Origin of the sequence: Butyrivibrio sp. YAB3001 (assembly GCF_900112195.1) — a bacterium.
GTDB lineage: Bacteria > Bacillota > Clostridia > Lachnospirales > Lachnospiraceae > Butyrivibrio.
Window position 1 is genome coordinate 18,196 of record NZ_FOKR01000024.1, and the last position, 19,376, is coordinate 37,571.

At 41.1% G+C, this 19,376-nt stretch carries 31 protein-coding genes and 2 pseudogenes; 26 read left to right on the forward strand and 7 right to left on the reverse strand.

Going from position 1 to position 19,376, the window contains the following annotated elements; all coding sequences use genetic code 11:
* Positions 1 to 2: 2 nt before the first annotated feature.
* Both BM086_RS17980 and BM086_RS21980 read right to left on the reverse strand, forming a co-directional pair.
* A complete protein-coding gene (locus tag BM086_RS17980) occupies positions 3 to 1,469 on the reverse strand; it encodes an extracellular solute-binding protein (protein ID WP_092330601.1) in 1,467 nt (488 codons plus the stop codon).
* Between the two features lie 78 nt (positions 1,470 to 1,547).
* Positions 1,548 to 1,790, reverse strand: a complete 243-nt coding sequence (locus BM086_RS21980) for an ATP-binding cassette domain-containing protein (protein WP_092330605.1) — start codon at positions 1,788 to 1,790, stop codon at positions 1,548 to 1,550.
* Between the two features lie 173 nt (positions 1,791 to 1,963).
* Between BM086_RS21980 and BM086_RS17990 the strand changes: the two genes are divergently transcribed.
* From BM086_RS17990 to BM086_RS18025, 9 genes and pseudogenes are all read left to right on the forward strand, one after another.
* Positions 1,964 to 2,275, forward strand: a complete 312-nt coding sequence (locus BM086_RS17990) for a hypothetical protein (protein ID WP_026492913.1) — start codon at positions 1,964 to 1,966, stop codon at positions 2,273 to 2,275.
* A gap of 50 nt (positions 2,276 to 2,325) precedes the next feature.
* Positions 2,326 to 3,129: a cyclophilin-like fold protein gene (locus tag BM086_RS22120; RefSeq protein WP_330391638.1), complete on the forward strand. Its 804-nt coding sequence runs from the start codon at positions 2,326 to 2,328 to the stop codon at positions 3,127 to 3,129.
* Between the two features lie 43 nt (positions 3,130 to 3,172).
* Positions 3,173 to 3,280: pseudogene (locus BM086_RS18000) on the forward strand (VOC family protein); the annotation flags it as partial.
* A 16-nt stretch (positions 3,281 to 3,296) separates the two neighbouring features.
* A complete protein-coding gene (locus BM086_RS18005) occupies positions 3,297 to 3,656 on the forward strand; it encodes a hypothetical protein (protein WP_092330609.1) in 360 nt (119 codons plus the stop codon).
* Positions 3,657 to 3,767: 111 nt separating this feature from the next.
* A complete protein-coding gene (locus BM086_RS22125) occupies positions 3,768 to 4,328 on the forward strand; it encodes a putative quinol monooxygenase (protein ID WP_330391641.1) in 561 nt (186 codons plus the stop codon).
* Between the two features lie 11 nt (positions 4,329 to 4,339).
* Positions 4,340 to 4,654 (forward strand): TIGR04076 family protein, encoded by a 315-nt coding sequence (locus tag BM086_RS18015; RefSeq protein WP_092330613.1) that lies wholly within the window; start codon positions 4,340 to 4,342, stop codon positions 4,652 to 4,654.
* A complete protein-coding gene (locus BM086_RS18020; RefSeq protein WP_092330618.1) occupies positions 4,654 to 5,064 on the forward strand; it encodes a peptide deformylase in 411 nt (136 codons plus the stop codon). The genes BM086_RS18015 and BM086_RS18020 overlap by 1 nt, the downstream gene beginning before the upstream one ends.
* Before the next feature lie 141 nt (positions 5,065 to 5,205).
* Entirely contained in the window at positions 5,206 to 5,334 is a 129-nt protein-coding gene (locus BM086_RS21690; protein WP_255367872.1) for a hypothetical protein, read from the forward strand.
* Positions 5,331 to 5,549 carry a hypothetical protein gene (locus BM086_RS18025; protein WP_092330623.1) on the forward strand — a complete coding sequence of 73 codons (219 nt, stop codon included), beginning with the start codon at positions 5,331 to 5,333 and terminating at the stop codon, positions 5,547 to 5,549. Before BM086_RS21690 ends, BM086_RS18025 begins: the two co-directional genes overlap by 4 nt.
* Here BM086_RS18025 and BM086_RS18030 read toward each other — a convergent pair.
* A complete protein-coding gene (locus BM086_RS18030; protein ID WP_092330628.1) occupies positions 5,522 to 5,998 on the reverse strand; it encodes a WYL domain-containing protein in 477 nt (158 codons plus the stop codon). The genes BM086_RS18025 and BM086_RS18030 overlap by 28 nt on opposite strands.
* A gap of 244 nt (positions 5,999 to 6,242) precedes the next feature.
* Here BM086_RS18030 and BM086_RS18035 point away from each other — a divergent pair, with 244 nt between their 5' ends.
* Positions 6,243 to 6,680 carry a flavodoxin gene (locus BM086_RS18035; protein ID WP_092330633.1) on the forward strand — a complete coding sequence of 146 codons (438 nt, stop codon included), beginning with the start codon at positions 6,243 to 6,245 and terminating at the stop codon, positions 6,678 to 6,680.
* A 17-nt stretch (positions 6,681 to 6,697) separates the two neighbouring features.
* Here the strand turns inward: BM086_RS18035 and BM086_RS22130 are convergent.
* Positions 6,698 to 6,934: pseudogene (locus BM086_RS22130) on the reverse strand (TetR/AcrR family transcriptional regulator); the annotation flags it as partial.
* A gap of 32 nt (positions 6,935 to 6,966) precedes the next feature.
* Here BM086_RS22130 and BM086_RS18045 point away from each other — a divergent pair.
* Positions 6,967 to 8,013 carry an alpha/beta hydrolase gene (locus BM086_RS18045; protein ID WP_207651003.1) on the forward strand — a complete coding sequence of 349 codons (1,047 nt, stop codon included), beginning with the start codon at positions 6,967 to 6,969 and terminating at the stop codon, positions 8,011 to 8,013.
* 170 nt (positions 8,014 to 8,183) lie between these two features.
* Here the strand turns inward: BM086_RS18045 and BM086_RS18050 are convergent, their stop codons facing one another.
* On the reverse strand, positions 8,184 to 8,615 hold the full coding sequence (locus BM086_RS18050) for a flavodoxin (RefSeq protein WP_092330644.1): 432 nt from the start codon (positions 8,613 to 8,615) through the stop codon (positions 8,184 to 8,186).
* A 152-nt stretch (positions 8,616 to 8,767) separates the two neighbouring features.
* The gene (locus BM086_RS18055; RefSeq protein WP_092330648.1) at positions 8,768 to 9,013 is read right to left on the reverse strand and encodes an iron dependent repressor, metal binding and dimerization domain protein; all 246 of its coding nucleotides are present in this window, start codon (positions 9,011 to 9,013) and stop codon (positions 8,768 to 8,770) included.
* On the opposite strand from BM086_RS18055, the gene BM086_RS18060 reads away from it, so the two are divergent.
* The 9 genes from BM086_RS18060 to BM086_RS18100 all read left to right on the forward strand — a co-directional run bounded on the left by BM086_RS18060 (position 9,014) and on the right by BM086_RS18100 (position 14,919).
* Positions 9,014 to 9,199 carry a transcriptional repressor gene (locus BM086_RS18060; protein WP_092330652.1) on the forward strand — a complete coding sequence of 62 codons (186 nt, stop codon included), beginning with the start codon at positions 9,014 to 9,016 and terminating at the stop codon, positions 9,197 to 9,199. It begins immediately after the preceding gene.
* A 70-nt stretch (positions 9,200 to 9,269) separates the two neighbouring features.
* A complete protein-coding gene (locus tag BM086_RS18065) occupies positions 9,270 to 9,890 on the forward strand; it encodes a class I SAM-dependent methyltransferase (protein WP_092330657.1) in 621 nt (206 codons plus the stop codon).
* Between the two features lie 26 nt (positions 9,891 to 9,916).
* Positions 9,917 to 10,816 (forward strand): methyltransferase family protein, encoded by a 900-nt coding sequence (locus tag BM086_RS18070; protein ID WP_081647900.1) that lies wholly within the window; start codon positions 9,917 to 9,919, stop codon positions 10,814 to 10,816.
* Position 10,817: 1 nt separating this feature from the next.
* On the forward strand, positions 10,818 to 11,741 hold the full coding sequence (locus tag BM086_RS18075) for a ketopantoate reductase family protein (RefSeq protein WP_092330661.1): 924 nt from the start codon (positions 10,818 to 10,820) through the stop codon (positions 11,739 to 11,741).
* A gap of 28 nt (positions 11,742 to 11,769) precedes the next feature.
* A complete protein-coding gene (locus BM086_RS18080; protein WP_092330664.1) occupies positions 11,770 to 11,967 on the forward strand; it encodes a hypothetical protein in 198 nt (65 codons plus the stop codon).
* A gap of 99 nt (positions 11,968 to 12,066) precedes the next feature.
* Positions 12,067 to 12,564: a hypothetical protein gene (locus BM086_RS18085; RefSeq protein ID WP_092330669.1), complete on the forward strand. Its 498-nt coding sequence runs from the start codon at positions 12,067 to 12,069 to the stop codon at positions 12,562 to 12,564.
* Positions 12,565 to 12,596: 32 nt separating this feature from the next.
* On the forward strand, positions 12,597 to 13,535 hold the full coding sequence (locus tag BM086_RS18090; protein ID WP_175560361.1) for an alpha/beta hydrolase: 939 nt from the start codon (positions 12,597 to 12,599) through the stop codon (positions 13,533 to 13,535).
* Positions 13,525 to 14,292: an alpha/beta fold hydrolase gene (locus BM086_RS18095; RefSeq protein ID WP_242952260.1), complete on the forward strand. Its 768-nt coding sequence runs from the start codon at positions 13,525 to 13,527 to the stop codon at positions 14,290 to 14,292. The genes BM086_RS18090 and BM086_RS18095 overlap by 11 nt, the downstream gene beginning before the upstream one ends.
* Before the next feature lie 120 nt (positions 14,293 to 14,412).
* The gene (locus BM086_RS18100; RefSeq protein WP_074759093.1) at positions 14,413 to 14,919 is read left to right on the forward strand and encodes a hypothetical protein; all 507 of its coding nucleotides are present in this window, start codon (positions 14,413 to 14,415) and stop codon (positions 14,917 to 14,919) included.
* A 30-nt stretch (positions 14,920 to 14,949) separates the two neighbouring features.
* Here BM086_RS18100 and BM086_RS18105 read toward each other — a convergent pair whose 3' ends face one another.
* Positions 14,950 to 15,222 carry a hypothetical protein gene (locus BM086_RS18105; protein WP_092330677.1) on the reverse strand — a complete coding sequence of 91 codons (273 nt, stop codon included), beginning with the start codon at positions 15,220 to 15,222 and terminating at the stop codon, positions 14,950 to 14,952.
* Positions 15,223 to 15,476: 254 nt separating this feature from the next.
* Between BM086_RS18105 and BM086_RS18110 the strand changes: the two genes are divergently transcribed.
* The 6 genes from BM086_RS18110 (at position 15,477) to BM086_RS21290 (ending at position 19,310) form a co-directional block, all read left to right on the forward strand.
* The gene (locus BM086_RS18110) at positions 15,477 to 16,163 is read left to right on the forward strand and encodes a DUF6796 family protein (protein WP_092330682.1); all 687 of its coding nucleotides are present in this window, start codon (positions 15,477 to 15,479) and stop codon (positions 16,161 to 16,163) included.
* A 105-nt stretch (positions 16,164 to 16,268) separates the two neighbouring features.
* A complete protein-coding gene (locus tag BM086_RS18115; RefSeq protein ID WP_092330686.1) occupies positions 16,269 to 17,048 on the forward strand; it encodes a class I SAM-dependent methyltransferase in 780 nt (259 codons plus the stop codon).
* A 19-nt stretch (positions 17,049 to 17,067) separates the two neighbouring features.
* The gene (locus BM086_RS18120) at positions 17,068 to 17,787 is read left to right on the forward strand and encodes a DUF6796 family protein (RefSeq protein ID WP_092330692.1); all 720 of its coding nucleotides are present in this window, start codon (positions 17,068 to 17,070) and stop codon (positions 17,785 to 17,787) included.
* Positions 17,784 to 17,939 (forward strand): hypothetical protein, encoded by a 156-nt coding sequence (locus BM086_RS21105; protein ID WP_175560360.1) that lies wholly within the window; start codon positions 17,784 to 17,786, stop codon positions 17,937 to 17,939. The genes BM086_RS18120 and BM086_RS21105 overlap by 4 nt, the downstream gene beginning before the upstream one ends.
* 12 nt (positions 17,940 to 17,951) lie before the next feature.
* A complete protein-coding gene (locus tag BM086_RS18125) occupies positions 17,952 to 18,344 on the forward strand; it encodes an alpha/beta fold hydrolase (protein ID WP_092330696.1) in 393 nt (130 codons plus the stop codon).
* A gap of 237 nt (positions 18,345 to 18,581) precedes the next feature.
* Entirely contained in the window at positions 18,582 to 19,310 is a 729-nt protein-coding gene (locus BM086_RS21290) for a DUF4298 domain-containing protein (RefSeq protein WP_092330700.1), read from the forward strand.
* Positions 19,311 to 19,376: the final 66 nt, after the last annotated feature.

Genomic DNA, 19,376 nt, shown 5'->3' on the forward strand with positions numbered 1-19,376 from the left:
GCTTAATTCACACTTGAACCTGAATTGGCTTCTGATGCAGCCTCAGAGGTTTCTTCAGATGCAGCATCCGTAGTGATGTCTTCTGATGAAGCATCTGTAGCAATGTCTTCTGATGAAGCATCTGTAACAGCATCTTCTCCTGATGAAGCTTCTGTAGAAGCCTCAACTACTTCTTCAACGGCTTCACTCTCATCAAGGCTGCCGTTTGATTCCTCGCCTGTAATTTCTGTAACCATTTCATTTAGAAGTACCTGAAGACTCTTACCGGAAGGGTTTCCTGCAATCATAGCTTCTCCAAAAGTAGTTGCCGCGCCCCAATAGGTTCCACCAACACGCTGAAGACTTGAATACGGAGCCTGCTCCTGAAGCGCCTTGATTGCTTTTGACTCTCCCACTTCTCCTGAGGAAGAGGCATTAGTATTGGAAGGTCCCTGGCCTCTCATTGTAAATCTCAGTGTCTGATTCTGTTCATTTGTCATCCAGTCTGCAAATTTAGCTGCCCAGGCTGCATTTTCCGAATAAGAGTTAACGCCAACAAGCTTGTACCCGGCATAGCTGGACATCTGTAACTGCTGGCCCTTTACAGTATAAGTCGGAAGCTTGGTAGCAGCATAATCATCGCCCCAGGCCTCTTTAATAGCGTTTTCATCCCACACGCCGCTTACTCCGGCCACAAAAGTCCCATTCGCAGCTCCGGCAGTAAAGCCATCATTACTGGTCGCTGCAAATGCCGGATTCGTGCCTATCTTTATCATTGCTTCGGCAACATCAACACCGGTAATGTCTGTATAGGTTGCATTCCAGTTACAGTAAGTAGAGATTCCATCGTCATTAAGACCTATTTCCATATCAGTATTGCCGAAGAATGAATACATATACCATCCGGAAGTCATCTCCATGAAAACCTGTTTTCCTGCCTTATTTGCTGCCGCCAACAGGCTATCCATGGTCTGAACGTCCTCTTCACTTAGATATTTTTTATTATAAAAAAGGAAATAACCATTATCTGCAGTTAGTGGATAAGCATATAAACTTCCATTAATGGAAGCGGCTTCACTTGCTGCAGTAAGATTTCTTGAAGAAATCTCGGAGTCGTTCGACACCTTTTTTAGCACACCTGATGCCACAAACGCCATCAGCTGATCATCTGCGAAAGTAAAGACATCAGGAGCATTTATAACATCCCCCAAAATATCATCCTTACAATTAGCTTCACTGTGAGCCTCAAAGGTAATATTAAAGGTGGCTTGCCCTGCATATTGAGATGTAAAGCTGCTTATAATTTGATTAATAAGATCTGCATCCTCATCTGCTCCCCATACTCTAAGACTTACATTGCCATTAGGGAGTTCATTAGAGGCTTCAGTAATAGATGTGTCATTCTCATTTTTAATGCTTTTCCCACATCCTGTAACGGAGACTATGACTAAAATAGCTGAAAGAAGAACTGATAGTATATATTTATGCATAAAAACCTCCTTGCAATCTAATGCAAATACAGAATAGCAAGGAATTTTAAATGATTCAATATAACGTATATTTATTTATTATAATTTAAGATTGTTCCAGATTTGTTTATGCAAATGATACTTTATCCTAAACCTATGATTGCCCTTATCTGGATTTGCAAAAGCTATATTCTCATCTATAGTAAAAGAAAAAAGCTTAAAATCCTGAAATACCGGCGCAAACTGCTGCATATACTGCCTGTAATCGTAATCTCTTATATCTACTCCATCAAGTAAAATCTGACCTTCCGTTGGGTCATAAAGCCTGCAGAGGAGCTTAATAGCCTTTCTCCCTACAACAACCCGATTTCATGGGGATTTATATAGATGGTACTTCTTTGTCACATATAGCGTCGAAGTACTTTTTTGCATATAATTAGGGGAGTTAAAAGTATATGAAGAAAGTATTGATTTTTATTGGGGTATATTTACAATGACATTATGGAGGGAGAACAATGATCAAAATTTACGGAATGCCTACATGTCCCTACTGCGATTACATTCATGAGCAGATAAGAGGGCGTGAGAATGAATTTGAGTATATTAACATTGGCGAAAATATCAGGAATATGGGGGCTTTTACCAGACTTCGTGATACCAATCCGGCATTCGATCATTCCAAGGAAATTGGAGATGTTGGTATACCGGCCTTTGTTCTTGAAGACGGAAGCATTACTCTTGATCCTGCGGTTGTGGGCCTAATTGAATATGGAACACCTGATGCCTGCTCTATAGAAGATCATAAAAGTGGAAGGAAAGGGTGTTAAGAGTGATACATGAGAATAGATAAAAGAGTAATGACTGAGGAGACCATTAAGTGAAAAGAAGATATTTAGCCCTGGGGATGCTTGCGCTAGCTATGGTATTAACGGGCTGCGGATCTAAAACTGAATCAGATGTAACAATCATCGGTGGGGCTGATGGACCGACATCTGTTTTTCTTGCGTCCAAGAACGATAAAGACAGTTACACGCAGATTGATCAGGAAACAGCAAAGCTGATGATGGATCTTGATGATGGTCATGTGGTTGTGGATGTCAGGCGCCAGGATGAGTATGATGAAGTGCATATTCCAGGAGCTATATGTATCCCGAATGAAAGCATTACTGATTCTATGCCATCGGAACTTCCTGATCTTGAACAGATAATTCTTGTTTATTGCAGGAGTGGAAGGCGCAGCAAAGAGGCAGCACAGAAGCTTTTTGATATGGGATATACCAATGTCTTTGAGTTTGGTGGAATTATCGACTGGACCGGAGAGCTTGTTACAGAGGAGGCAAAAGAGACAGCTATGACACTTTCTATTGATGGAAAAGAAATGCCGGTTACATGGGAAGATAATGCTTCGGTAAATGAGCTGAAGGAAATCTTGCCTCTCAAAGTAAACATGTCAATGTATGGCGGCTTTGAGCAGGTTGGATCAATAGGTCAGAGCATAAGCCGGGATGATAAGCAGATCACAACAGAGTTTGGGGATATAGTTCTTTATTCAGGAAATCAGATTGTGGTTTTCTATGGATCAAATTCCTGGGCATATACTAAGCTTGGGCATATTGATCTATCTGAGGAAGAGCTGACACAGCTTCTTGGTAATGGTGATGTTGCTTTAGAGATAAAGTAAGGGGTAAATTCGCACTTTTATGGAGAGTGAATCTGATGAAAATAGAGCAGATGGCTATGAAGTTGTCAGCGGGCCGCGTGCTACAGGAGATGGATATTATGAGAGCTGTATCGTGGCTGTTGAAGGAAATCAGATAGAGATTACGGTTTGAGGAGATTTGGAGAGGGATGAAATATCTAAAATGGTTGAATCTGATACCGCTTATTATGTTCTTCATAGTAGATAAGCTGAGAGGAACATTGATCAGCAGGTATTTACTGATCATAATTGTGGTACTTGGAGTTATAAATATGCTTATTGCAAAAGGAGTGAAAGAGTATTGTATTTCATCTCTGATGCTTGTAGTATCGACTGCCGCTGGAATGATTCTCTACACGTATTATTACTACTATTTTGTCAGTGCCGGTCCTGAGACTCCGATTTTTGGTGCGGCTATCATGATGGTTTATGGATTTATTGCATTGGCTGTTGCCGCAGTTGGAACTGTTGTAGTGGTGATAAAGGATAAGAAGGATGGAAAACAGTAATGGTCATAGCTGTTAGCGCATCTGAGGTGCATAAGAAGTGGAAGGATACTTATGGAGACAGACTTGAGAGCAAGGCAATAATTGACTGTGATTGAGCACTGGAGGAGCAGTATGAAAAGATTATGCGTCGCCATGTTAATACTTATGACGATTGTTGCTGTAGGTTGTGGAAACAATAAAGTGGCAGATAGCGGAGCTGCTTCCAGCACAGTGAGTGAACCGGAAGCGGTTGAAGCCAGCACTCTTGGTGTGCCTGCGGTGAAAGACGGAGTTTTGAGACCGGGAGAAGACTGCGCTGAGGTTTATTTCGAATGGGATCCGGTTGAAGGTGCTGATGGATACGAAGTCTCTGAGGAGAATAAGTACTATTCAGAAAAAGAGTACAGAGAACCTGAAAAAGTTGAGGTCGTCGATAATTCTTATGTTACCGGTGCCCAGGATTATTTTGATTTCAGAATAAGAGTAAGGTATCAGTATTTTAGGCCACTTGATGATCCGGAGACAGTTCTTTTGATAGACAGCTGGACAGATCAGGAAGCTATTGATGCTCATCATGCTAGTCCAATGATGAAGCAGCTTGCAGAGCTTCGTGAGAAGTACGATCTGCATATGACTGTGGAGAGATTCGTGAGCGATGAGCTTGGCGATGACGAGAAGTTTATTAGAAAGTGACAGGAGTCGCTATGAAGAAAGTAAGAATCACTGTTAAGAAGATTGCCATATACGAGGATCTTATGGCAGAGTATGAAAATCTAATAGAGCATGCCTGTTCCATGGAGCTTGGACAGACATTTATATGCAATGGTTGGGAAAAACCGGCAGGATTCTGCGATAGTGCCTGGGAGACAGTTTCGCCTTTTGTGATGACCTTGGCACATGGCGGAGAGAACTTTTATGACGGTTGGATGAAGAATCCCAAGTCTGCAATGATTTCCTGTAACGATGGATTCAGACCGGTGAGTTTTTTGATTGAGACGATGGATGAGGATAGTGACTAATGGTAAAAAAGATTGTTAGAGATCCAATGTTTCTGCAACAGAAGTCAGAGCCAGCAACAGAGGCGGACAAGCAGGTAATTCAGGATCTTCTTGATACTTTAAGAGCCAACCAGGATAGATGCGTTGGTATGGCAGCCAACATGATTGGCGTTAAGAAAAGAATAATCGTAGTGGCTATGGGACCATTCCATTTTGCGATGGTTAATCCGGTGATTACCAAGAAAACAGGAGAGTATCAGACAGAAGAGAGCTGCCTTTCTCTCGATGGAGTGAGAACCTGCACCAGATATAAGGAGATTGAGGTGGATTATCTTGATCAGGACTTCAAGCCTCAGCATGGGAAGTACAAGGACTTCACAGCTCAGATAATCCAGCATGAAATCGACCATTTTGAGGGAATACTAATTTGAGCGTTTACATAGGATAGAGATGCCTTTGTTTTGCATAGATAGTAAATTAGCCGTCTAATAATCACCGATATAGTTATATATGGGCCTTCCGACCTAGGATATAATGATTTCAACATCAAAAATGTTGGAGGGATTAAAATAATGACTGCACAGATTTTATTGATTTTTGTTTTGGTTGCTACGATAATACCGGTATGTTTACTGTTCGGTATTCCTGCATCAAAATATAACAAAAAGGTACAGAAGGAAAAAACGGAGGAAAGACAATGAGCAAATATGTTTCACTGGACAAACGAAGTAAGAAACAGCAAAAAGAGTACCATTCCAAACAGAGACGCACCTGGGGAGATTTTAATCCAGTAACAAGGAGCGTTCCAAGTGGAAAGGCCTACAACCGCAAGAAGGAAAAAGAGAGGATCAGCAAAGAATTCAGAGATGGATTTGGAGCAGGTCCTTTTTATTTGCTGTATTCTCTTAGACCATAGTAGTAGAACTTCTTGATTTTTTCCTTGAGAGATTCTGGTTCAATAACTATTGCATCCCTTCCAAAGCGCTTGAAGTATTCTTCCAATTGAAGCTCAAGCCAGTCAAAGTAGTAAAGGTCGCCTTCAATCTTCGATACTATAGGTCTGTTCTTGGTGATTGCCTTGAACTTTCTAACTCCATATTTGTTAAGGCGTACAACTGCCTGTACAGTCAAAGATACTGAATGAGGGCTCCGGATAGCTTTTTCCTGGAGTTCTTTTTGCGTCTCCGGATTTATGGGAAAAGAATCTGCTGTTACAAAGACACTTCGTAACCTGGAAATTCTGAATGTCCTTGGCCTTCTGGAATTTCTATCCATGCAAAGCAGGTAGTTGCACTGTTCTTCCTTGGATGGCGCAATTACGTATGGCTCCACTAAAAAGGCATGCTCATCACCTGAGGTTGCCATTCAGGTAGCTTTTCTCTGAATAGTTTCCAGTCTTGCTTGGATATATCAATCATAGGAACCGTGCCCTTTCTAATTGTCGTAGATTTATTCACATGGTTTTAGTATAAGGCAATATAAAGGCTGATGCTATACTTCAAATGATATATATTCTATCTTGATTTTTCATTTAGTATAAGATATTATGTTGCAAACAATACAATCAAACAAAACTAAAATGTCAATAGTTCAAGGGAGGAACATTGCCATGGCAACACTTGTAACATACTTCAGTGCTGAAGGCACAACAGCAGCAGTAGCAAAAGAATTCGCAGCTAAGATTGGAGCAGATCTTTTTGAAATAGTTCCAGAGCAGCCTTATACAGCTGCAGATATTAAGTGGACTAATCCACTAGCCCGTTGCAACAGAGAGCAGATTGGTGGAAAGGACGTTCCTGTTAGTGGGAAGATTGATGGATTTGAGAAATACGATACAGTCTATATTGGCTTTCCAATCTGGTATGGCCAGGCACCAAGAGTTGTTCATACTTTCGCTAAGGGTTATAACTGGACAGGCAAGACAGTACATGCTTTTGCTACATCCGGTGGTAGTGGAATCGGTAAGACAGCTGAAAAGCTTGCACCATCTTTGTCTGGAGTAGAGTCTGTTGATGCGAAGCTGGTGCACAGTTCAGCAGAATTATAAGAAGATATATCATCTTTATCCTGAAAATGGCGGTAAAATGAGTTACGGCTTACCTCTGCATTTTCTATGATGGCACAAATGGATATATTGCCTAGAGATGTTTCCCTCATTAGCTCAATGAGGGAACAGGTGATTTTATCCATAACATATTTGGTTGATTCTCTCATGGTACAAATAGTCCTCCTTTGTACCTTTTTTATTGGGATATTGACCGAATAAAAACATGAGGTACAATTGTACCAATAAAGTAACATGGTTGTTATCAAAAGTCAAAGAGGTGATACAAGTGGACGATTCAATGAAGATAAAAAAGAAGCATAAAGGTATTAAGATATTGATGACAGTTATTGTTGTTATTGCGATTATTATCGTAGGAGGAGCATTTTATCTTGCTACACATACACAGATAGTCATTGATATTATTCAGAAGGGGGCTATGGTTAATGGCAAACCTCTCAATTCTTATGAACCCTTGTACGATCCGGTCAATGGGGAAAAGGAAAATGGGCAGTATCTTATCAGTGAGATCAATTATGGAAGCGATTACCCTAACAGCTTTTTAGATATAACTTATCCGGATGATGATCTTGAAGCGGACAGACCAACGTTGTTTTACTTTCATGGTGGAGGTTTTTTTGCAGGGAGCAAGAATATGGGTGATCCACTTGCAGTCAGCGAAGCAACATATCTGATTGATGACCTTTGTGCAAAGGGGTATAACATAGTAAATGTGGATTATGTGCTGGTTCCCGAAGGACATTTTCCGGATCCTCTGATTCAGGCAAATCAGGCATTTGTATATATCATGGAGCATGGTAAAGAGTATCATTTGAATACAGATAAAATTGTTCTGATGGGATCTTCGGCAGGAGCAATCATGGTTTCTCAGATAGGAACTGTGGTAAGCAATTCTGAATATGCAAAACTCCTTGGAATAGAGCCTGTTCTGAAAAAAGAGCAGATCAGTGCAATAGTTGTAGATGATGCACCACTTGTATACGAAGATTTTTCACTTGCGTGTAAGATCCTGGTTGGAAATTATGTTAAAGGATCAATTTTCTTGAGTAAAAGTGAGTTGGAACGATATGACTGCATCCCATATATGACAGCAGATTATCCTCCAGCTATTATGCTTGGAAGTGAGTATCGTCACGATATGAATGTGATGCATAAGCAGCTAGATGCAGTTACTGTCGAAAATGATTTGATAGATCCTTTGGCAGAAAAAGGTGAAGAAAAGCAGCACTGCTTCGTTGCAGCTGAACGAGTGGATTCGACTGCCAAAGAAGCTTTTGATCGAGTGATTGCCTTTCTTGATAATAAGATAAAATAAATATAGAATGGACGGAATGGACAGTATGAGTGACCGGTAGGAATATATTCCAGAATAATTTACTTATAGATTTTTAACAATCTGTATATTTCATGTATTATGATGCATAACGTGAATAGAAACAGAAAGGCATTGGCGTTTGTACCAATGCCTTTTATAGGGGCAAAGATTTACGCCTGTGCGAGCTGTCTTCCAAGATCCTCACATTGTGAAACGGCATCATCATCCGGAGCATTGTTCGCAATTACGCCTTCACCACCAATGATGGATGCACCTGCTGCAACCAGCCTGTCCTGCCAGTCTCTCATCCATTGGCCATCTCCCCAACCGTAGGAACCAAAAAGGGCAACTTTTTTACCGCTACATTTTGTTTCATAATCAGCCATGAAGGGCTCAACGGTTCCTTCTTCAAGTACTTCTGCTCCCATCGCTGGGCATCCAAAAGCAATCACTGATTCATTAGCTGCATCTGATGGACTAAGGGAATCAAATGTAGTTACCTCAGCTTCAACACCGGCACTTTTTATGCCATTCGCAACAGCGTCTGCCATTGCCTGTGTATTTCCACTTCCACTCCAAAAAACAACTTTAACTTTACTCATACTTTTCTCATCCTTTCTAGGAAAATAATGTGATTCCTACAATGCTTACAAAAAAGAAGTTAGCATAAGCTAACTTCTTTTTCAAGGCTTATCATTGATAAGATTTCTCACGTTTGATAAGGATAAATAACCGATACAGATATTTATTGATTTTAACAGAACTGTGCCATGTGCTTTTTTATGGCTTTAAAAGATTCATCGCTTATATAATGTTCGATGCGACATGCATCGTCGGAAGCAGTTTTTTCATTTACCCCGAGATTGATGAAAAGACGAGTGAGGACAGCATTAAGCTGATATTGAAGTTCCTTGATGAATGGGGCAATAGATCCTGCTGAATAAGAATAGGAGATGAGACAGAAAAAATATGGCAGCATTATTGAAAATAGAGTTAGCATATGCTAACATTTGAGATAACTGATAATGACGGAGCCAGCTGCAAGGATATCTGCTGTATTGTACGAAGCAAAGATTCTTCTGTGGGAGTAGCTACGGTATACCGCATGATAAATGTGCTGGAAGATATCGGAGTAATTGAGAGGATAGATATGATCAAACATAGGAGGGATGGCGATGAAGGCTGATTACAAGAATTGGATGCCAAAAGGGATGGCTCTTGCAGGTTCTGCGATTCTTATGGGGAGGAAATGATTTATGGGACTTTTTAAAATCTTTGTAAGTCAGACAAGAAAGCCGGAAGGCTTCCTGGGACAGATGATGGTCAATGGCATGAACAGTGGGCACGCGAAGATGGCCGACTGGGGAATGGCGCATTTAAAAACCATTGCACCGGAAGAAATCCTTGAAGTTGGTTGCGGAGGCGGAAGAAATGCACATGAGCTGTTACAGAAGTATCCATCTTCTAAGGTTACGGCGATTGATTATTCAGATGTTTCGGTTGCAAAAGCAGCAGCTTACAACACAGACATGATACAGAAGGGACGCTGCAAGGTTCAGCAGGGCGACGTTTCTAATCTGAACATGAATGGGCAGTATGATCTTGCAACAGCTTTTGAGACCATTTATTTCTGGCCGGGACTTGAGAAATGCTTTTCAGAGGTAAACAGGGCACTTAAGCCTGGTGGAGTCTTCATGATTGTAAATGAGTCTGATGGAACTGATAAGGCGAGTCTCCAGTTTGAGAGCATCATTGATGGCATGAAGTGTCATACAGTAGAAGAAATCGAAGGGGCTCTGAAAGTAGCGGGTTTTTCAAAGGTTAAATCAGATCATCATGAGAGTAAACCGTGGATTACAGTCATTGCAAAGAAATAAGGAGTAGATGACGAGGTGATCAGAAAATGTTAAAGAACTACATGAAGGAAGGGCAGAAACTCCCTCTCTTTGGAGTCGGGCCATATATTGTTTATGGAATTGCTATGGTCAATGTAATAGGAATTATCTTGTTTGGCTATGTGCTTAAGATAGGAATTCTGTATGATTCATGGATACTTATTTTCCGAGTGGTTGGTACATTACTCATAATAATGGGAATCGGTGTATGGTATATAGGAGCTGTCCGGTCAGATATGGATGATTCTATAACAGAGAACAGGCTTCAGACCAATGGCATTTATTCATGGGTACGGAACCCGATGTACAGCGGCTGGTGGTTTGCGCTATCTGGGATTACCCTTATGTGGCATAATGCATGGCTGCTACTTTTTCCGATTGTTGACTGGATTATTATGACAGTTGCACTTATAAAAACGGAAGAGAAGTGGCTTTTGGATTTATATGGTGAGGAGTACGCTGAGTATAAGAAAAACGTAAACAGATGCATCCCGTGGAAACCTGGCATTGGGATATATAGAACGGAGATATCCACAGCTAAGTGGATGATATATGATTTGCCGGGGAATGCAGGTTGGATAATATGGATCGTTTGTACAGTGAAATGTTTGAGGCAAGAGGCGAATATGTATGCCGTACTTTCTGTCATAGTAGCAATCTTCATGATGATTGGCGTGTTGGAACTAATTAGTGAGAGGGCGGCAGGGCTTAACCGCATCCTTACAGCGACAAGGCTGCACAGGGGCTTTGGAGCATTGTCGCTGGGCGGACTAGTTGGAATCCCTATTTCAATATATGGAATCCTTTCAAATACAGATTATGGATTATCTCTATGGATGCTGACAGGAGCAGTATTATGTGCTCTGTTTGCAGGGCTCATCTTTGTGACCTTTAAAAGAGAGGAATGATATGAGAATACTTGTTTATGGAGCAGGAGTGTTGGGTGGAAATCTTGCAAGCAACTTGTACAGGCAGGGAAAAGATGTCACACTTCTTGCACGTGGAAAATGGTATGAAGAGATAAAAAGAAATGGGCTTAGTATTCATCATTATTTCGGCAGAAAGACCAATGTGAAGATACCTGTGATTGATGGGTTGAGATCGGATGATAGATACGACGTTATATTTGTGGTGGTCAGATATACCCAGATAGATAGTGTTGTTCAACCTCTTAAAGATAATGCTTCCAGGAACATTGTATTTGTCGGCAACAATCTTAAGACAGACGAGCTTACATCCGCACTATCAGAAAAAACTGTGCTGTTTGCATTTGCAATGTCTGCCGGGCACAGGGAAAAGAGCTATATCAGATCAGTGTCACTGAATAAGATAACAGTTGGAAATACTAAGGGGACTCCCTTGCAGGAGAATTTTGTAAGAAATGTATTCTCCGGAACAAACTTTAAAGTTGTGTATGAATCTAACATGGCAGACTGGCTTTTATGCCATGCAGCATCAGTAATACCAATAGCTTTTGCCTGTTATTATGCAAATGGTGATATAAAAAAGCTTAAGCGTGACAAAGCCTACATCAATAGGATCATGGATGCAACTATTGCGGCGTATACAGTTTTGGAAGACAACGGGCATGAAATTATGCCTGATTCTGATAAAGACTTTAGAAATCCAAAATTCAAGAAGAAATATACCCCATTTTACCAATTCATTTTCGCAACAAAACTTGGAAAACTCTGCACCTCTGACCACGCAATGAATGCAATTGATGAGATGAGTGCGCTCAACAGAGATTTCAAGGAATACATTAGGAAATACGGCGATATCCCAAAGCCGTGGACAGAACTTGAGAGGGATACTAACGGATATCTGGAGTGAAGTTTGTGAGGGGGATCAATAGCGTTATATGGAAAAGTACGATATCACAAGACCGGTAATCCTTAAAAAGGGTGTATATAAGCTCAATGATGAAGCAAATTTCAATTATCAGCTGAACCGTGTTATCAACTGGGATGGTGGCAGACTGGAAGATGTCCAAAAAGTTTCCGGCAAGATCCACAACAGTGACGATTGGAAAAGAGAACTTATTTCGCCTGTTTACTGACAAGGAAGAAGCGGAAAATCATTGTAATGTGGGTAATGGGAAATTGGCTATAGATGAAATACTTAGTTGGATTACACGGATTGGGAGTGAGGGATAAATATGATTTTAACTATTTTTCTGGCATTGGTTTTTTGCGTGGCGATTACACTTATGATGTTCTCAGCTGTGGCGTTTATTCAGGATAAGAAGTTCTTTTCTTCAGCACCGAAGGAGGCGCAGGAAGCTCTTTTACCCAGGGAAAAAGAACTGTTTTACGGCGCCAGGACAATCGGTTGGACGCTTATGACTTTCAGCTTTTTGATGATACTGGGGGTAGGTGTTATCTCAATTTGGGATGGCTTTAGGAGCGGTTTCACGCTTTGGCAGTTCTTTTTCAGATTTGTCTTTATTTTCACGGTCTACAAACTTTATGACATGATATGCTTTGACTACTTCCTGCTCATGAAATTCCAGTTCTTTCAGTTCTATTTTCCGGAAGTTGAAAGCGTTTATAAGAACAGAAAGTATGGCTATAACATCAAGAGTCAGCTTTTAAAGCTGTTGATCATATTCCCGGCAGCATCAGCACTTGCAGCCTGGATATGTACATTGTTTTGAAAAATAAGATTTTTTATGTGGGGAACGAAGTAATGAGCGTTAAATACGAAATTCTTAAACGGGTAGTAAAAACTGCAGGACTCAAAAAGATGTGGGAGGGAAAATCTGCCGCAGAAATCGTTGCTGAGAAGAAAAAAACAAATGCCAAAAACTATATTCCTGAACTGAAAGATTCTGATTTTGATATAGATAAGATCCAAGTAATGGGTTTCACAGTTATCAGAATGAAGCACAAAGCTAAGGCAGTTCATGCAAATCTTTTTATCATTGGCGGTGGAATGGTAATGGCGCCAAGACCTGACGCTGTCAAGAAAGCACTGCGCTTTGCCAGGGAAACAGGCGTAGATGTGTATGTGCCATATTATCCACTTTGTACCGATTATCCTCTGACAAAAGCATACGCCATGATTCATGAGACATATAAAGAGATGCTAAGGGATTATGATGCTGAGAACATCTCAGTTTTAGGCACATCATCAGGCGGGAATCTTGCGCTTGGAATAGTCCCATACATCAATGATGGACATGATGACACCCCAATGCCGGGATATATCCTCGCAATTTCGCCCGGAACCTGTGTTGAAACGGACGAAGAGTGGCAGAGAATGCTTGAAATGGATAAAAAGGATGTGGCAATTCCGGCAAGCTATATGAGAACCGCTGTGGATATCATGAGACATGGCGATTTGTCAGTTCCTGAATACATGATATGGCTTCAAAAGGCCGATTTTACCAATTGTCCGCAAGTGACTTTTGTTTATGGCTCCGAAGAAACGTTGTATGCCTGCGCCCCATCTTTCGAAAAAGTCATGCAAAAATATGGAGTGGATTATGAGATGATCGTAGGCGAAGGCATGTTCCACTGCTATCCGGCATTCCCAATAGTGAAAGAGGCCAAGGAAGGCTGGGATAAGATGGTGGATTTAATCAGAAATAATACAAAACAGGGGAGTATGAAAAATGCAATTTGAAGAAATTGGGAATATGTCAGGAAAGACGCTTATGCTGCTTCCTGGGACGTGCTGTGACTGGCAGACAAACTTTGGAACAGTAATCGATAGGTTATCAGAGAAATATCATCTTATATGCGTGAACTATGATGGCTTTGATGGAAGTGATGGTATCTTTCCGGATATGATTACGGTAACAGAGAAAATCGAGAAATATATCTGTGAGAAGCATAATGGCAGGCTTGATGGAGCTATTGGATCTTCTCTTGGTTCAAGTTTTGTGGGTCAGCTTGTTATGAGAAAGAACGTGCATGTAGATCATGCTATCTTTGGCAGTCCTGACCTTGATCAGAGCGGGCCGGTATCAGCAAAACTCCAGTCAATGCTTGTTGTGCCTCTTTTAACAAGCTTTACAGGCAGTGAAAAGAAACGGAATAAATCCAAAGAAAAGCTGAAAAAAATCTTTGAAATGGATGATGAAAATGCTGAGAAATTTATGAACTGTTTTTCCAAGTTTAATCCCCAGTCCATAAAGAATGAGTATTACACAGACCTCCTGACCCATCTTAGGGATGATATCAATGTTGAACATACAAGAGCTCATTTTATCTATGCCAACAAAATGGGTGAGAAGTATCTTGAACGCTATAAGAAGTATTTCCATGATCCTGACATCAGAGAGTTCAACATGCAGCATGAGCAGTGGCTGTTCGGCGGGAAAGAATACGCAGAACCTGTGCTGAAAGCTATAGATGAATTTATGGTAATGACAGTTTGAGGGTAATATGGGGTGACTATGGTTCTAATATTAGAGATTACGATTGTAGGCAATCCTATTATTGCAGCTGTACTGGCAGGGATTATGATGGTCGTATTATGAGGGAGGGAAGCAGGTAACATGGTTTGGTATGTATTGGTAATTGAAGCGATAGTATTTGCAGTATTATTTACAACAATTCTTTTTGTGTCTTTTCATGGGGAAAAAATGTACAGTCCGGCATGTATCCATAATTACCCGCCTGATATTCAAGAAGAATACTTCAAAACACATGAAAGAGTGGATGTTTCATATAAATCAAAAAAGGTAGTACTGGCGAAGTCCTGTGGAATAATCATGTTTACAGTTATTCTTACCATATGCGCGAAGCTTGCCGGGGCAGTTACATTTTGGCAGGGATTCGCAATCGCTTTTGGACTCATGGTATGGATTGGAGCCTATGACACACTTTTTCTGGACTGGGTGCTATTTGCAAATATGAAAATGTTCAGGCTGGAAGGAACAGAGCACATGGACAAGGCTTACCATCAGAAGTGGTTTCATTTAAAAGGTGCTATATTCCCAGGGCTGTTGTTTGCACTGATTCCGGCAGCAATTGTAGGACTGTTCATAAGTTTGATGGGTTGAATAAGAAAAGAGCTTTGAGTAAGTGGTAAGTCAGGAACATAGCATATTCAAGATCTGCTCAATCAGAGAGTCAACCATTACGTTGTAATTTTCTTTGATGAAGACCTTTTTTGTAGCAAGGCTGATGGCGATGAGCTTCATGTTATTGCAGGCAAGCTTCCAGTCGGGCTCCGTTGCCGGTGATTCAAGAAGTGAGATCAGCATATGCATGGTCTTACTGTCGTTACTTTTGTCTTCTATATATTTGTCTGACCAGGATGCTATGAGGCGCTTTTTTTCGGCATCGGTTAGAAAAGCAAACACATTGGGATTTTCTGCTGACAACCATTAAGAGAAAAATGAAATGATAAATTTTCGAGAAAAGTTAGCAAGAACTAACAATAAGTAGTATCATGAAGTATAGTAAGTAACAGATTGGGGATGAAGAAGCAACGGAGAGCAGTCTGTATGAGCAATACTCTTAAAAAATCTTCTATATTTAAACGGACTAAATCAGTGGCTGAAGGTGATGACTGTTGTGACTACAGGCTCACAAAGTCGTTGTAAGGGGGGAGAAAATGAAGAATCTTACATCAAGACAGAAGATCATGTTCGGGGTATATTCGATGATATTGGCGATTATAGGAGATTATCTCCTTGGCTACGGTACATTTAGCACGTCCAGTTCTCCGGATGCATATATGGGAGTTGAGTGGAGCGTTGCTCCCGATTGGAGATATGCAGTATCGTCCATTCTCGGGTTTGCGTGTGCTGCGCTGTTTGCTGTGGCGGCTGTTGAGCTTCTTAGGGTTATGGAAAAGAAATATCACCTTAATGATTCTAAGCTGTTTGGCCTTTTCAAGATTGCAAACTGGAGCGGAATACTTTATTTTGCTTTTATCCACATAGGTATATGCATGCTCCCTGTTGTGTTTAATGCAGGAATGGCTGCTACAGGCGATGTGAAAACTTCTGTTGATATGGTGTTCAGAGTATTGAAAAGTATTGCAGTTCCCATGGTCATCGGATTTGTAGTATGCGATGTTTTCGTTACAATTGCCTGGATCGGAATGGTGTTTAAGAAAATGATTCCTGTGAAAAAGGCTGCATTTATTTGTTGCCCGGTGATTACCTCAATATTAGGGCAGCTCATGAATTACATTTCTGAAGGTCTAGATTCCGGTTTCGAGTCTTTTGGATGGCTGCTCATGTATCTGGTCTGTGCGTTAAGCCTGGTAGACAAGGATGAGAGGGAATGGATATAAGAAGTAACAGCAGAAACTAAAGGACATGCCCTATAGACAGAAGGGAAAGAGAATATTATAATTTTAAGTTAGCATAGACTAACATATATAAAGGAGGAGTGAACAATGGAACTTACTTTTGGTGATGTACAGAAAACAGCTCTTATTCCACTTGCGATAAAGGCAAGTGAGACAGCAAGGTCTAATGCCAGGATTATCGACCTTAAGGCAAAAGAGATAATTGATGCTCTTGGAGTTGATGTTAGTAAATACGATCCCTTTTTATCACATGAGGGAGTTGTAGCCAGAACAATACTGTATAGGAATGAGTTAAAACGACTTATCAGCAAGTACCCTGATGCTCTCTGCATTAATCTTGGATGTGGCTTTGATGATAAGTTCTTGCAGGTAGACAATGGCAAGATCACGTGGTTTGATGTGGATCTTCCGGATCAGATAGAGAAGAGACGTAAAGTGTACTCTGACAGGGACAGGTGCACAATGCTCGATGGGAGTGCGCTTGACGGAGAATGGACAAGGAAACTTCCTAAGCGAGACATGACCATCGTGGTTATGGAAGGAGTCCTTGAATACTTTTCCAAAGACCAGGTAAAGACATGCAGCAACATGCTCTGTGACAGTTTCGAACATGGATATCTTCTTGCAGAACTTCATTCACCGTTCCTTGAAAAGAATGGTAGCCATCACGATGCTGTGAAACATACTAATGCTTCTTTCGGATGGGGAACAAAGTCAGGCCGTGAATATCTGGATCTTGAACCAAGGATGAGCCTTGTGTCTGAAACGAGCTATAACGAAGAAATGAAGAAGTATTCATTGCGCGGAAAACTCTTTGCTATCGTTGGAAAGAACATCAACAACAGGCTTGCTGTATTTAAATGGTAAAGCATTAAGGGAGGAATGTATGGATAAGTTTAATGACATCGGAATTGATGACAAGTTAGACTGGAACAGGATAGAGAAGCTTATGCGGATAGGCATATTTGCCGCATGCATGGTGCTTGTGGGAGATGTGCTTATAGGCTATGGGATGCATGATTCTTCTAAAACAGGTATGGAATGGTTCTTGTCAGCATATTTGCAATTATCAGATACCAGAATGTTTTGGTCAGCATTTCTGGGATTTATAGGTATTCCACTTGAGGCACTTTGTTACTTTGGTGTATATAGGCTGATTGTTCCTAAATCACAGAAATACGCTCATTTGTACAGGACAGGAATACTTGGTGTGTTGGCCTATGCGGGGTGTGGAGTGCATGTCCCGTGTTTGTCCACATGCTTCTTTTACAAGTATATGAACGATGCTGCCCCGGAGATTGCAGTAGATGCAGCAGTGAAATTTGGTAAATACTTTCTTTTGCCGGGAATGATAGTGTTCTTTCTATTCTGGATCATCCAACATGTGGCACATATTGCAGCATTCACAAAAGGGCTGACTCCATATCCTAAATGGTGCTGGATATTCTGTCCTGCGGTAGGAATGGCCGCAGTCATGCTGTTTAAGTTCCTTCCTGAATCAGAAGTTCGCAATGCTATTACTGCTGCTTGGATCAGTATAGGGAATTTGTGGATGTTCGTTGGACTTTTGGTTATGGCGAAGAAAGTCAAGGTTGGTGACAGATGATTATTCTGATACAGATGGTTTTATTCTGCCTGCTTTTTACTGCGATGGTCATGTACGCGGTAAGAGGCGGTGCTATTGATGGATTGTATTTTTATCCGAAACCAGTACAGGAAAGGGCTATAGTTGCAGGGATTGTGGTGTTTTTGTTTTGAAGGGGAAATGAGATGTATATCAACGAGTATGGAAATCCTAATAATCCAAAGCTCATATTGCTGGCGCCAATGATGATATCCGGTGCAAATCTGTATGATCTGATGAGTCCGTATCTTAAGGGAGATTACTTTATCATCGCTCCCGATCAGGGAGGCCATGGTAAAGCCGGGGCATATATCAGCGCTGATGATGAGTACAGACAGCTTAAATCGTATCTGACTGATAAAGACTATAAGGATATCAAGCTTGTATACGGAGCTTCACTTGGCGTAGCAGTTGCATGGCGGCTATTCTGGGATTCCGATTTTAATTTAGAACGTGCCTGGTTTGACGGTGTTATAATTTTTTTGGGGGACATTACTATCAGAAAGATGATGGTGTCCCTTCTTTTTTTGTGCCTTTAGCTCTCGAAGAGAGCTTAGTCAGATTGAAAATCTGATGCGAGGGGATTGGGGATACGCCCCAACAAGTGAGTACGACGGAGCATTTATGCGCAGGAATACACCACTTGCCACTTTATTTACTACCGTTAGGACACGGCTCAGCCACGGGTCGGCGCGCCGGAACGTGGTCCGAGGATATACCACTTACTGGGTACTTAAGCTATAATATTTTCATAATGTTTTGATGAAGAGGTTTTTATGGATAAGATTACTGAAGTTGTAAAACGTGTGACTGAGATGGAGGGAATCTATGATCAGGCACTTAAGATAATTGATAATGCAGAGAACAGTCCGGAGGAGTTTCTTGGATTTCAGAAGGAGCTAATGAGACTTGCAGATTATTATTCCAGCCAGGATTGGAAAGATGACTTTGCTCTGGATGAAGAAGGAAAGCTTCCCCAGGATCTTAAGCGCGGAGTCCTGTCAGAGGATGGAGTTTACAATTTGTTGGAGCAAAACAAGGAGCTTCTTAAAGAACGTGGAAATGAGGGATTAGAGGAAGCGGACGAGACACTTGATCAGATCTTTGAGATGGTAAAAGATTATCCGGATCTGCTGCAGAAGTTGGTGGATGCACAAAATGATTATGCGAATAAACTGGAGTGCATGGTTGAAGCTACCAAGCAGCAACTAGCCGAAAGTGGAGAAGATATACTTTCTGATAAGGACTCTGTTGCTTTAGAGACTCTTCAATACAAAGCTAAGGGTGAGCTTTGTGAAATAGCAGAGCAGCTACTGAGAGAAGCATTCTTAAGAAAACAGGAAACTTATGAAGCTCAAGAGAAGAAGTACAAGGAACTGGAGAGTGAGTATCGCAGACTGAAAAAGATGGAGACTCGTTATGAGGTCGGCCATAAGGTTTATTCCAATGATCCATGTCCATGTGGCAGTGGAAAGAAATATAAGAAGTGCTGCGGGAAAGCGTGAGTACAAATCGAGGGTGGATGCCAATGAAATTACCACCTGACTGGGATGAGCCATCCAAGGAGAACA